This is a genomic window from Aquidulcibacter paucihalophilus (assembly GCA_030285985.1).
GTDB lineage: Bacteria > Pseudomonadota > Alphaproteobacteria > Caulobacterales > Caulobacteraceae > Brevundimonas.
Window position 1 is genome coordinate 345,816 of the sequence record CP127384.1, and the last position, 13,573, is coordinate 359,388.

The following is a 13,573-nucleotide window of genomic DNA, read 5'->3' on the forward strand; positions in this document are numbered from 1 at the left end:
TAGCTGAGAAATTCGGGATGTTAAACAAATAACCTGCTCTTCGTCGGCCCACAAGGCTCGGGCAAGTCGATGATGGCGGCGCGGCTGCCGGGCCTGCTGCCGCCGCTGACGCCGAAGGAACTGCTGGAGACCTCCATGGTCTGGTCGGTGGCCGGGCTGATCGAGCGTGGCGCCCTGACCCGCGACCGGCCGTTCCGCAGTCCCCACCATTCGGCCTCCATGGCCGCCCTGACTGGCGGCGGGCTACGGGCCAAGCCCGGCGAGGCCTCGCTGGCGCATAACGGCGTGCTCTTCCTCGACGAACTGCCCGAATACAGCGCCCAGGCGCTGGATTCCCTGCGCGCGCCGCTTGAGACGGGCGAGATCGTGGTGGCGCGGGCCAATGCCCATGTCCGATATCCGGCGCGGTTCCAGCTGATTGCCGCCATGAACCCGTGCCGCTGCGGTCTCGGCGGGGGCGGCAAGGGGGCCTGCGGCAAGGCCCCGCGCTGCCAGCGCGACTATCAGAACCGCATCTCCGGCCCGATGTTCGACCGCATCGATCTGACGGTCGAGACGCCGCCGGTCACCGCCGCCGACATGGCCCTGCCGCCGCCCGCCGAGGGCACGGCCGAGGCCTCGGCGCGGGTATTCGCCGCCCGCGCCATGCAGGAGGAGCGGCTGCGGGCCGCCGGGATCGACCCCGACACTGCTCGCGACCAGGCTGTCAACGCCCGCGCTTCGGGCGAGACCCTGGACCGGTTCGCCACGCCGGATGACGCGGGTCGCGCCCTGCTGATGCGCGCGGGGCAGGCCGGCGGTCTCACAGCGCGGGGCTGGACCCGGACGCTGCGACTGGCCCGCACCATCGCGGATCTGGACGGCTGCGACGGGGTGCTTCGCCGCCATATCGCGGAGGCCCTGGTCTATCGCCGCTCCACGGTCGGAGCCCAGGGCGATTTTGAGCGGCAGGCGGGCGTGAGGCGGGAGACACGCGCCTTCTGAGTCCCGCCCGGCCTCTTAACCGGGCCGATTGAGCCGGTCTTAAGGGATTGCCCCGCAGGATACGGCTCGAGGAGAGCGGCATGGCGCGGCGGGCGAAGTCAGATGTGGCAACGGAGGCACCGGAACAGCAGTTCCTGCGCCTGATGAGCCATGAGATGCGCACGCCCCTCAACGGCGTCATCGGCATGCTGGGCCTGTTGTCGCGGACCCGGCTGGACGGCGCCCAGCGCGCCTATGCCGAGGCGGCGCGATCATCGGCGGAGCACCTGCTGGGTCTGGTCAACGATCTGCTCGACTATGCCCGGCTCGAGGCCGGCAAGCTGGAGTTCGACCACGCTCCGGTCGACGTGGAGGCGCTGGTGCGCGGCGTCGCCGAACTGCTCAGCCCGCGCGCCCATGAAAAGGGGCTCGAGATCGCCTGGTCGGTGGCGCCCGGCGCCGTCGACATCATGGGCGACGAGGGCCGCGTGCGGCAGGTGCTGTTCAACCTCGCGGGCAATGCCGTCAAATTCACCGAGTCCGGCGGTGTCCGCATCGCGGTCGAGCGCATCGGCGGCGCTGACAAGGCCCCGCGGCTCGCCTTCATCATCGACGACACCGGGCCCGGTGTTCCGGCCGAGGCGCGGGCGCGGATCTTCGAGGAGTTCGGTCACGTCGACGCCTCGGACGCCAGTCGCTTCGGCGGCGCTGGCCTGGGTCTGGCCGTGGTTTCGAAACTGGCCGCCGCCATGCAGGGTGCGGTGAGCGTCGGCGACCGGCCGGACGGGCCGGGTGCCCGCTTCCGCTTCGAGGCGGTCTTCGAGGCGGCGACCGGAGTCCCCGAGCGCGGCACCGCCCTGACAGGTCATGCCGTTGCGGTGGTCAGCCCCGACCCCTTCGTCCGCGCCGCCGCCACGGCCCAGATCGTCGCCTCGGGCGGGACGGTGCGCGAGGACGCCGGCATCGTCCTGATCGACCATGCCGCGCGCGAGACGGATCACGGCCTCGTCCGACGGCCCGCCGACGGTCGCGCCATTGTCCTGCTGAAGCCCGCCGAGCGTGATCTGATCGCCCGCTATCGCGGTGCCGGTTTCCACGGCTATCTGATCAAGCCCCTGCGCCGCGCCTCCCTGGCCGAGCGCGTGCTGGCCGCGTCGGGCACCGGTCAGGCGCACCAGCCCGGCCTGGCACCCTCGCCGCCGGCCGAGGATGACCGTGTCGCCCCGACGCGCTTCTCCGGCACGCGGGTCCTGCTGGTCGAGGACAATCCGGTCGGCGCCCTGCTGGCCGCGACCCTGCTGCGCCGCGAGGGCTGCGCCGTCGAGACCGCCGCCAGCGGCCATGAGGCGGTCGATGCGATGAAGCGCGCCCGCTACGATCTGGTCTTCATGGACATGCGGATGCCCGGCATGGACGGGCCCAGCGCGGCCCGCGCCATCCGCGCCGCCGGCGACCGCACCCCCATCGTCGCCCTGACCGCCAACGCCTTCGCTGAGGACCGCAAGGCCTGTCTCGAGGCCGGCATGGATGACCATCTGGTCAAGCCGCTCGAGCTCGATTCCCTGCGCGCCGCACTCGCCCGCTGGACGAACCGCACGGACCGCGCCAAGGTCTCCGCCGGATAGGGACGCGGGGGCGTCGCTTCGAGGGACGCCAGAGATGACCGACAGCTCCACGGAGGCCGCGCCGCCCAAGGCGAGCACGAAGGACGTGATCAAGGCGCTGGGCCGGGGCCGCGTCCTGATCACCCTGCTGCTGGGCTTTGGCTCGGGCCTGCCCTTCCTGCTGACGGGTGCGACGCTCAGCCTCTGGCTGGGGGAGGGCGATGTCACCCTGTCGGCCATCGGCTTCATCTCGTGGGTCGGCCTCGCCTATTCCTTCAAATTCGTCTGGGCCCCGGTCGTTGACCGGTTCGACGTTCCGATCCTTGGCCGGTTCGGCCGGCGGCGCGGCTGGATGCTGCTGTCCCAGTTCCTGGTCGGCGCGGCCCTGATTGCAATGGCGATCGTCGGTCCGGAGGGCGGGCTGACCGCCCTCGGTGCCGCCGCCCTGGTCACCGCCTTCGCCTCTGCGACCCAGGACATCGTCGTGGACGCCTGGCGGATCGAGACCGCCGAGAACGACGAGGACCTCGGGCTGCTGACCTCGGCCTACCAACTGGGCTACCGGTTCGCGATGCTGGCCGGCAACGCGCTGATCCTGTTCTTCGCGACCTGGTTCGGCTGGAACGGCGCCTACTTCATCTGGGGCGCGGCCATGTCGATCGCCATCATCGCTACCCTGTTCGCCAAGGAGCCGCTGGACCGGATGGCCATAGCCCGGGCCACGGGCGGCGCGGCACCGTGGACCCTGCGCGGCATGTACGACGCCGTCGTCGGCCCGTTCATCCAATTCCTGAAGACGCACAAGACCGCCGCCCTGCTGATGCTGGCGGCGATCAGCCTCTACCGCCTGCCGGACTTCGTCATGGGACCGATGGTGGGGCCGTTCTATCTCGACCTGGGTCTGACCAAGGAGGCGATCGGGGCCATGCGCCTGAGCTTTGGTCTGGCGGGCTCGATCACCGGGATTGCGGCCGGCGGGATCTGCGCCCTTCGCCTCGGTTTCGGCCGGACCCTCCTTCTGGGCGCCCTGATCGGCCCCATGTCGAACCTGGGCTACACCCTGATGGCCATGGTCGGCCTCTCGACGCCGATGTTCGCCGGCGTCCTGTTCGTCGAGAATTTCAGCGAGGGTTTGGCCGGGGCGGCGCTCGTGGCCTACATGTCCAGCCTCACCGGGATTGGCTACACGGCCACCCAGTATGCCCTGCTCAGCTCCTTCTACGCCCTGCTCGGGAAGTTCCTCAAAGGCTTCTCGGGGGTCGTTGTCGACGGCCTTCAGCAAGGGCACGAGTTGATGGTCGCCTACGCGATGTTCTTCGCGGGGACAGCGGCCATCGGTATTCCGGCCGTCTTCCTTTGCTGGCTGCTGGATCGCCGGAACCGCAGGCTGAAAGAAGCGGTCGGGTCGACCTGACCCTTCAGCCCTCCGCCGCCGCCCCTTCGTCATAGGCCGCGAACGTCGCGGCCGTGATGATCTCGCTGACCGAGGCGCCGAGGCTGACGATCTGGACGGACTTCTCCAGCCCGACGAGCAGGGGGCCGATCACCCGCGCCCCGCCCAGCGACTGGACCAGACGGGTCGAGATCGAGGCTGAGTGGATGGCCGGCATGACCAGAACATTGGCGTGGCCGGTCAGGCGCATGAAGGGATAGGCGCCCCGGGCGTCGGGATCGAGCGCCAGTTCGGGCGGCATCTCGCCCTCATATTCGAAATCGACGCCGCGCTGGTCGAGGATCCGGATGGCCTCGCGCACCTTCTCGCCCCGGTCGCCCGGAGGGTTGCCGAAGGTCGAATAGCTGAGGAAGGCGACGCGCGGGGTCTTGCCCAGCTTGCGGACCGTCTCGGCCGCCTGGATGGCGATCTCGGCCAGTTCCTCGGCATTGGGCAGTTCGTGGATCGAGGTGTCGGCGACGAACAGCGTGCGGCCCTTGGCCAGCAGGATCGACATGCCGATCATGCGGTTCTTGACGTCGAGGACGCGACGGACCTCTTTCAGCACCATGTTGAAATTGCGGGTTACGCCGGTGACCATGGCGTCGGCCTGGCCGCGGGCGACCATGGTCGCGCCGAAATAGTTGCGGTCCTGGTTGATCATCCGCTGGACGTCGCGACGCAGATAGCCGCGGCGCTGCAGGCGGGCGTAGAGCCAGTCGGTGTATTCGACATTGTGCTCACTGACCCGGGCGTTGACGATCTCCATGCCCATGGCGTCGAAATCGAGCCCGGCCTCGGCGGCGTTCTTGCGGATCAGTTCCTCGCGGCCCAGCAGGATGGGCGTGCCCAGTTCGGCCTGTTTGAAGCCCCAGGCGGCGCGGATGACGGCGGTCTCCTCGCCCTCGGCGAACACCACCCGCTTGTTCGGGGCGGCGCGCACGGCACCGGAGATGTTCTGCATCAGGGCGGCGGACGGATCGAGCCGCGAGCGGAGCTCGGTCCGGTAGGCGTCCATGTCCTCGATCGGCTTGCGTGCCACATCCGAGTCCATCGCCGCCTGGGCGACGAAGGGCGGGATGTACCAGATCAGCCGCGGGTCGAACGGCGAGGGGATGATGTAGTCAGGGCCGAATTTCAGCTTGCGTCCGCGATAGGCCATGGCGACCTCGTCGGGCACATCCTCGCGGGCGAGGGCGGCCAGGGCCTGGGCGCAGGCCACCTTCATCTCGTGATTGACCCGCCGCGCGCGCACGTCCAGCGCGCCGCGGAAGATGTAGGGGAAGCCGAGGACGTTGTTGACCTGGTTGACGTAGTCGGACCGGCCCGTGGCCATGATGGCGTCCGAGCGCACCGAGGCCACGTCCTCGGGCGTGATCTCCGGATCCGGATTGGCCATGGCGAAGATGATCGGATTGGGAGCCATGGAGGCCACCATGTCCTTGGTGATCGCACCCTTGGCCGACAGGCCCAGAACCACATCGGCGCCGACCATGGCTTCGGCGAGGGTCCGGTGCGGCGTGTCGGTGGCGTGGGCGGCCTTCCACTGGTCCATCCCGGTGGGCCGGCCCTTGTAGACCACGCCGTCGCGATCGACGATGACGGTGTTCTCGGCGCGGACCCCGACCGCCTTCATCAGGCCGATCGACGACAGTCCCGCGGCACCGGCGCCGGCGAGCACGACCTTGATGTCCTCCAGCTTCTTGCCGGTGATGTGGCAGGCGTTGATCAGGCCGGCGGTCGAGATGATCGCCGTGCCGTGCTGGTCGTCATGGAAGACGGGGATGTCGAGCAGGTCCTGCAGCTCGCTCTCGATGACGAAACATTCCGGGGACTTGATGTCCTCCAGATTGATGCCGCCCCAGGTGTCGCCGATGTTCTTGACGACGGTGATGAACTCGTCCGGATCGGTGGCCTTGACCTCGACGTCGAAGCTGTCGACGTCGGCGAACCGTTTGAACAGGACGGACTTGCCCTCCATCACCGGCTTGGACGCCATGTGGCCGAGGTTGCCGAGGCCGAGGATGGCCGTGCCGTTGGAGATGACGGCGACCAGATTGCCCTTGGACGTATAGTCGTAGGCCTTGTCCGCATCGGCGGCGATCGCCAGCACCGGGATGGCGACGCCCGGCGAATAGGCCAGCGACAGGTCGCGCTGGGTCGCCATGGGCTTGGTCGGCGCCATGGAAATCTTGCCCGGCGTCGGACTGCGGTGAAACTCCAGCGCGTCTTCGTCGGAGAAGGTCTGTTTGTCTGTGAGATCGGCCATGCCCGTTCCTAAGCCGCGGGACGGGCGGGGACAACCGTTGACGCAGCGTCAGATCGCCAGCGTCCCCGTTCGTTCGACCTCGACCGGCCCCGTCATGAAGACGTGGTCGGTGGCCTCGTCCCATTCGATCCGCAGGGTGCCGCCATCGACCTCGATGGTCGCGGCGCGTCCGGTCAGGCCGCGGCGGGAAGCGGCGACCAGGGCGGCGCAGGCGCCCGTACCGCAGGCGCGGGTCAGGCCGGCCCCGCGCTCCCAGACGCGCAGACGGATGTGATCAGGCGCGAGGACGTGAGCGAAGCCCACGTTGACGCCTTCCGGGAAGCGCGGGTGGTGTTCGATCAGCGACCCCGTCCCGCGCACGAAGGCGTCGTCGGGCGTCTGGTCCATGAAGAAGACCACATGCGGATTGCCCATCGAAACCGCGCCGGGCGTGTGCAGGACCGGGGCGTCGATGGGGCCGACCTGAAGTTCGATGCCCCGGGTGTCCATCGCCTCGTCCAGCGGGATCTGTTCCCAGTCCAGACGCGGCGCGCCCATGTCGACGGTGATCCGGCCATCAGCGGCGCGGCGCGCGGTGGTCGGACCGCCCAGGGTGTCGATCGTCACCTCCGCCTTGCCGGTCGACTGCAGCAGCATCCAGCCGATGCAGCGCAGGGCGTTGCCGCAGGTCTCGACCACGCCGCCGTCGGCGTTCCAGACCCGCATGAAGGCATCGGCGTTCGTCGACGGCTCGAGCGCGATGAGCTGGTCGCAGCCTTCGCCCGTCTTCCGGTCGGCGATGGCGCGCGCCTGGTCAGCCGTCGGCGCGAACGGCGTCTCCAGCGCATTGACGACGACGAAGTCGTTGCCGGCACCGTTCATCTTGACGAAGGGGCGGGTCATCATCGCCGCATATAGCGTTTGCCGGTTCCTTGCGCGAGCCGGCCGCGTTATCGCTGCATCATGAGCCGAACCAAGCCCGCGCCCCAGCCCGAGCCTGTCGACCAGAAGATCGGCGGCCTGCGCCTGCGGGCCCGGCTGCGGGCGCTCTATCACGGCTCCTCGCCCGTCGCCGTCCGCTTCCGGCTGGCCGTCCTGATCATCGACCTTCTGATCATCGCCTTCTTCATCGCCGCACCGCTGCTGCGCATGGAAGGGCTGATCTTCTACATCATCGACTATGTCATCGCGGCGGTGCTGCTCGCGGATCTGGCGGCGCGCGCCTCGGCCTATTCCAACATCCGTGACTGGTTGAGGAAGCCGATCGTCTGGGTCGACCTGTTCGTCTTTGCGACCCTGTTGTTTCCGTTCCTGTTCAACCTCGGCTTCCTGCGGGTGCTGCGGCTCTGGACCCTGATCCATTCCGAGTTTTTCTGGCGCACGGTCGGGCGTCGCTATGACGACACCCGGGTCGAGGATGTCACCAAGGCCCTGGTGTCGCTGATCACCTTCGTCTTCGTCGCGACCGGCTTCGTCTACACCAGCTTCATGGGCCGCCACGACGGCATCAGCGGCTATCTCGACGCCCTCTATTTCACCGTCACCAGCCTGACCACGACGGGTTATGGCGACATCACCCTGCCGGGCGAGTGGGGCCGGATCGTCTCCATCCTGATCATGCTGGGCGGCGTGACCCTGTTCGTACGGCTGGGCCAGACCCTGCTGCGGCCGCACAAGGTGCGGTTCCCCTGTGATCGCTGCGGCCTTCAGGTGCACGACCCGGATGCCGTCCACTGCAAGGCCTGCGGCAAGATCCTGTGCATTCCGGATGAGGGGGCGTGAAGCGGGTGACTGGTGGTTGGTGATTGGTGGTTGGCCGGCCGCCGTGCGACGGCGCGGACTGCGCCGCCCTTCCGCGGGCAGCGAAGCCGCAGCCACCAATCACCAACCACCAGCCACCCCTCAAGATGACAAAGCCGTAACCTCGGCCCGCCCCGCCTTGCCGCCACTCGACCCGCCGCTAAGGTGCCGCACGACCATTGCCGGGGACCTGACCACATGATCCGCACCACCGCGCTCGCCGCGCTTCTCGTTTCCACTGCCCTTTGCACGAGCGCCATGGCCCAGACACCGACCCCGCCCAACCCGCCGCTGGCGGAGGGCGCCTTCGCCACCTCGGACGCGACCGATCCCTATGTCTGGCTGGAAGAGGTCGACGGCGAGCGCGCCATGGCCTGGGTCAACGCCCACAACGAGCATTCGCTGGGCGTTCTCCGCGGCGATCCGCGTTTCGAAGGTCTGCACCAGCAGGCGCTGGAGATCGTCCAGTCGCGCGACCGCATTCCCTCGCCGGGCTTCAACCACGACGGCACGATCGACAATTTCTGGCAGGACGCCGAGCATGTGCGCGGCATCTGGCGCACCACGACCCTGGACAGCTACCGCACCGACGCGCCGCAGTGGGAGACCATCCTCGATTTCGACGCCCTGGCCGCGGCCGAGGGCAAGAACTGGGTCTACAAGGGCGCGACCTGCCTGCCGCCGGACGAGACCCGCTGCCTCGTCTCCCTGTCGGACGGCGGCAAGGACGCCGTGACCATCCGCGAGTTCGACCGCGCGACCCGCACCTGGGTCGAGGGCGGTTTCGTGCTGGAGGAGTCCAAGGGGGGCGCGTCCTGGGTGGACGAGAACACCCTGCTGATCTCGCGCGACTTCGGCCCCGGTACCCTGACCAGCTCGGGCTATCCGATGATCGTCAAGATCCTGCGGCGCGGCCAGACCATCGAGCAGGCGCAGACGGTGTTTACCGGTCAGCCCTCGGACGTCTCGGTCTCGGGCTACACCCTGCGCGACGCCGACGGCGTGGTTCAGGCCACCCTGATCAACCGCGGCGTCAGCTTCTATGAGGGCGAGACCCACCGGCTGCTCGACGACGGGACGGTGGTCCAGCTGCCCCTGCCGCCCAAGTCCAATATCAACACCCTCGTCCAGGGCCAGCTGGTGGTCACCACCGATCAGGACTGGACCGCGCCCTCGGGCCAGGAGTTCAAAACGGGCGACGTTATCGCCTGGGACCTGACGGCTTGGCTGGCCGATCCGACCGTCCGGGCCCAGCTGGTCATCCGCCCCGGCCCGCGCGAGGCCATCGAGGGCATCACCAGCACCCGCAACAAACTGGTCGTGGCCCTGTACGAAAACGTGCGCGGCTCGGTCTATGTCTATGAACCCAATCCCTCGGGAGAATGGGCGCGCAGCCGCATGGACCTGCCGCAGAACGTCTCGGTCGGCGTCGGCTCGGCCAGCGAGCGGGACGACCAGATCTTCGTCAGCGTCACCGGCTATCTGAACCCGTCCAGCCTCTATCTCGCCGACGCCGCCACCGGCTCGGCCGACCTGACCAAATCCCTGCCGGCCAAATTCAACGCCGAGGGCATGACGGTCGACCAGTTCGAGGCCCGTTCGGCCGACGGGACGATGATCCCCTATTTCGTCGTCCATCGCGGCGACATGGCCATGGACGGGTCGAACGCGACCCTGCTGTACGGCTACGGCGGCTTCCAGTCGTCGCTGCTGCCCGGCTATTCGGCCACGGTCGGCAAGCTCTGGCTCGAGCGCGGCGGGGTCTATGTCATCGCCAATACCCGCGGCGGCGGCGAGTTCGGCCCCAACTGGCACCAGGCGGCCCTGCAGGAAAACCGGCAGCGGGCGCACGAGGATTATCAGGCCGTCGCCATGGACCTGATCGCCCGCAACATCACCAGCCAGCCGAAGCTCGGCATCATGGGCGGCTCGCAGGGCGGCCTGTTCATGGGGGCGATGCTGACCCAGCGTCCGGACCTGATCAACGCCGCCGTCATCCAGGTGCCCCTGTTCGACATGCTGCGCTTCCACCGCCTGCTGGCCGGGGCCAGCTGGATCGCGGAATACGGCAACCCGGACATCCCTGAAGAGCGGGCCTGGATCCAGCAGTATTCGCCCTACCAGAACCTGCGCGCCGGCCAGCCCTATCCCGAGGTCTTCATCCATACCTCGACCAAGGATGACCGCGTCCACCCCGGGCACGCCCGCAAGGCGGCGGCGCGGCTGGAGGAGCTGGGCTATCCGGTGCTGTTCTATGAGAACACCGACGGCGGCCACGCGGCGGGGGCCAACCTGCGCGAGACCGCCCGGCGGCTGGCGCTGGAATACACCTATCTGACGCGGCGGCTGATGGACGCCCCGGCGGCGGAATAGGCCATCCTCCGGCGGCGGAGGGTTTCAATGTGCGGAGTTTTGCGATGAACCGACTGATCCTGTCCGCCGCTATCCCGGCGCTGATGCTCGCGGCCTGTGCGGGCGCGCCGGCGACGATGGAGGTCCCGATGCTGACCGTGGCGGACGTGCCGCGTCCGCTGCTGGCCCCCCCGCCGCACATGCCCGCGGACCTGTCCCCCGCGGGCGTCCGCGCCGCCGACGACCATCTGGCGCTGGAGGAGGTCAACGGGACCGAGGCCATGGCCTTCGTCGCCGGCGAGAACCAGCGCGCCCTCGCCGCCCTGACCGGCGACCGCCGCTACGAGACCTTCCGCCGGCAGGCGGAGGCGATCCTGACCGCCACCGACCGCATCCCCGGCCCCAGCTTCCTCGGCGACGGCATCGGAAACTTCTGGCAGGACGCGGCCAATCCCAAGGGCATCTGGCGGCGGACGACGCTGGACAGCTACCGCTCGGCCAATACCCGCTGGGAGACGATCCTCGACATCGATGCCCTCGCCCGCGCCGAGGGCCGCGACTGGGTGTTCAAGGGTGCCGACTGTCTGGCCCCGGACGAAACCCGCTGCCTGATCAGCCTGTCCGACGGCGGCAAGGATGCGGTGGTGGTGCGCGAGTTCGACACGACCACCCGACGCTTTGTCGACGGTGGCTTCAGCCTGCCCGAGGGCAAGCACCGGCTGGAATGGCTGGACCGCGACACCCTGCTGGTGGCGACGGACTTCGGTGCCGGCACCCTGACCGAGAGCGGCTATCCCTTCATCGTCAAATCGCTGCGCCGCGGCCAGACGCTGGCGCAGGCGACGGAAGTCTATCGCGGCGACATCGGAGACGGCGGCTACGGGGTCAGTCCGAGCGTCTATCGCGACCGCGCCGGCGCGGTGCAGGCGGTGCTGATCAGCCGTCCGCTCGACACCTTCCGCTCGGAAACCTGGGAACTGGTCGACGGCCGTCCGGTCAAGCTGAACCTGCCCGAGCGGGTCAGTGTCTATGGGGTGCAGGGCGGGTCCTTTATCCTGTCGCCGGACGAGGATTGGGCGCGGCCCGGACGGTCGCACAAGGCCGGCTCCCTGCTGGCGATCTGTATTCCCTGTGTCCGCCCCACAAGCGGTCCGGTGGTGATCACCAACCAGGTTGAGACCATCTTCGAACCCACAGAGCGCCAGTCGATCGGGGGCGTCCGGGTCATGCATGACCGGGTCGTGGTGGCCATCTCGGACAATGTCGTCGGCCGCCTCGCCGTATTCCATAACCGCGGCGAATTCGGCTGGCCGCGCACGGACATTGTCGTGCCGGACAATGTCGACGTTTCGCTGGGCGACTCCTCGAAGTCGCGTGGCGAATTCTTCGTCTCGACACAGGGCTTCCTGACGCCCCAGACCCTCAGCCTGGCGACGGTCACCGCGACGGCCGAGGTCGTCCGGCAGGCTCCGGCCCGTTTCGACGCCTCCACCCACGTCACCGAACAGTTCGAGGCCCGGTCCTCGGACGGGACCATGATCCCCTATTTCGTCACCCGCCCGCGCGACATGGTGATGGACGGATCGGCCCCGACCATCCTGTTCGGCTACGGCGGCTTCCAGGTCAGTTTCCCGCCCGCCTACAAGCCCGAGATGGGCAAGCTGTGGCTCGAGAACGGCGGCGTCTTCGTCCAGGCCAACATCCGCGGCGGCGGGGAGTTCGGACCGCAGTGGCACCAGTCGGTGCTGAACGAGAACCGCCAGCTGGCCTTCGATGATTTCGCGGCGGTGGCAGCCGACCTGCACCGGCGAGGCATCAGCTCGCCACGCCGCACCGGCATCTATGGCCGTTCCAACGGCGGGGTCCTGACCTCGGTGTCGATCACCCAGCATCCGGAGCTGTTTCATGCGGCGGTGATCGAGAGCCCGCTGATCGACATGCTGCGCTACCACGAACTGCCTGCCGGGGCCTCGTGGATCGGCGAATATGGCGACCCGCGCATCCCGGAAGAGGCGGCGTGGATCGCCCGCTACTCCGCCTATCAGAACCTTCGTCCGGGTGCGGACTATCCGCGCGTCTACATCACCACCAACACCCGCGATGACCGCGTCCACCCCGGCCATTCGCGCAAGTTTGCCGCGCGGCTGGGCGAGATGGGCTATGACCACCTCTATTACGAAGAGACGTCAGGCGGTCACTCCAACGACGCCGACCCGATCGCCAACGCCCGCCGCTGGGCGAGGCATTACGTCTATCTGGCGCAGCAGTTGATGGATTGAGGGGGCGGCTCCCCACACCTGCTATCGTCATCCCGGGGGCGCGAAGCGAGCCCCGGGACCCAGCGGCGCGCGCGAGCGCGAAACTGTCGGGAGCGCCGTCAGCGAGCAGAGACCCGTAGCCGCCGGTGTTTCGCCGCCGTCGCGGCGCCGCTGGGTTCCGGCCTTCGCCGGAATGACGATAGCGGGGGCTAAGCCGGCTCGACGACCTTGGCTTTTTTCGGCTTGGCGGGCTTTTCGGCCTTGGGAGCCTTGGCCGGTTTCTCGGCCTTCACCTTGGCCGGTTTGGCCGCCTTCTTGGCCAGCTTCTTCGCGTCGCGCGCGGCCTTCTTGGCCGCGCGGGCCTCGGCCTTGGCCTTGTCCGGGGCTGCGTCGGCCTCGCCGGCCAGTTCGGCCAGCAGGTCCAGGAAGCCGTCGCGCTTGGCCTTGGGCAGCAGGGCGAGGATGCGTTTGTCAGCGGCCTCGACCTTCGGGCGGGCGGCGTCCAGCGCAGCCTGGCCGGCTACCGACAGGCTGACCGCCTTGGCGCGGGCGTCGACGGCCGACTTCACCCGGTCCAGCAGGCCCTTGGTCGTCATGCGCGAGACGAGGTCAGCGAGGGTCGAGCGGTCGATCCCCGTGGCTCGGACCAGATCGGTCTGGGTCAGGCCGGACTTCTGCGACACGGCCTCCAGCACGGCGAACTGACGCTGGGTCAGGCCGTCGGGGCCGGTTTCTTCTGAATAGATGTCGAGCGCCAGCTGCAGCACACGGTGCATCAGATGGCTGGGCGACGCAGCGAGGCTGCCGCCGCGCTTCGGCTTGTTCCCGGACTTGACCATGAACCGTATCCCTTCGGCCGCGATGGGCCATGCGTAGCAGCGGTGCTTTACGGTTTGACGACGAACGGTCCGTCGTC

At 68.5% G+C, this 13,573-nt stretch carries 8 protein-coding genes and 1 pseudogene; 6 read left to right on the plus strand and 3 right to left on the minus strand.

The genetic code is table 11. From position 1 onward, the window contains the following. Positions 1-27: 27 nt before the first annotated feature. The 3 genes and pseudogenes from KB221_01800 to KB221_01810 all read left to right on the plus strand — a co-directional run bounded on the left by KB221_01800 (position 28) and on the right by KB221_01810 (position 3,981). Positions 28-984 (plus strand): annotated as a pseudogene (locus KB221_01800) (ATP-binding protein). 80 nt (positions 985-1,064) lie between these two features. Continuing rightward, on the plus strand, positions 1,065-2,588 hold the full coding sequence (locus KB221_01805; protein WIY69770.1) for a response regulator: 1,524 nt from the start codon (positions 1,065-1,067) through the stop codon (positions 2,586-2,588). Positions 2,589-2,622: 34 nt separating this feature from the next. Further along, positions 2,623-3,981, plus strand: coding sequence for an MFS transporter (locus KB221_01810; GenBank protein WIY69771.1), 1,359 nt, complete (start codon positions 2,623-2,625; stop codon positions 3,979-3,981). A gap of 4 nt (positions 3,982-3,985) precedes the next feature. Here the strand turns inward: KB221_01810 and KB221_01815 are convergent, their stop codons facing one another. Together KB221_01815 and dapF are read right to left on the minus strand one after the other, a co-directional pair. After that, positions 3,986-6,268, minus strand: coding sequence for an NADP-dependent malic enzyme (locus KB221_01815; protein WIY69772.1), 2,283 nt, complete (start codon positions 6,266-6,268; stop codon positions 3,986-3,988). 48 nt (positions 6,269-6,316) lie between these two features. Beyond that, complete coding sequence (dapF, locus tag KB221_01820) at positions 6,317-7,150, minus strand: diaminopimelate epimerase (GenBank protein WIY70847.1); 834 nt, start codon at positions 7,148-7,150, stop codon at positions 6,317-6,319. Between the two features lie 60 nt (positions 7,151-7,210). Here dapF and KB221_01825 point away from each other — a divergent pair, with 60 nt between their 5' ends. From KB221_01825 to KB221_01835, 3 genes are all read left to right on the plus strand, one after another. Next, complete coding sequence (locus KB221_01825; protein ID WIY69773.1) at positions 7,211-8,029, plus strand: ion channel; 819 nt, start codon at positions 7,211-7,213, stop codon at positions 8,027-8,029. Between the two features lie 216 nt (positions 8,030-8,245). Then, entirely contained in the window at positions 8,246-10,420 is a 2,175-nt protein-coding gene (locus tag KB221_01830; GenBank protein ID WIY69774.1) for a prolyl oligopeptidase family serine peptidase, read from the plus strand. 44 nt (positions 10,421-10,464) lie between these two features. Next, positions 10,465-12,678 (plus strand): prolyl oligopeptidase family serine peptidase, encoded by a 2,214-nt coding sequence (locus KB221_01835; protein WIY69775.1) that lies wholly within the window; start codon positions 10,465-10,467, stop codon positions 12,676-12,678. 188 nt (positions 12,679-12,866) lie between these two features. Here KB221_01835 and KB221_01840 read toward each other — a convergent pair whose 3' ends face one another. After that, positions 12,867-13,496 (minus strand): MarR family winged helix-turn-helix transcriptional regulator, encoded by a 630-nt coding sequence (locus KB221_01840; protein WIY69776.1) that lies wholly within the window; start codon positions 13,494-13,496, stop codon positions 12,867-12,869. Positions 13,497-13,573: the final 77 nt, after the last annotated feature.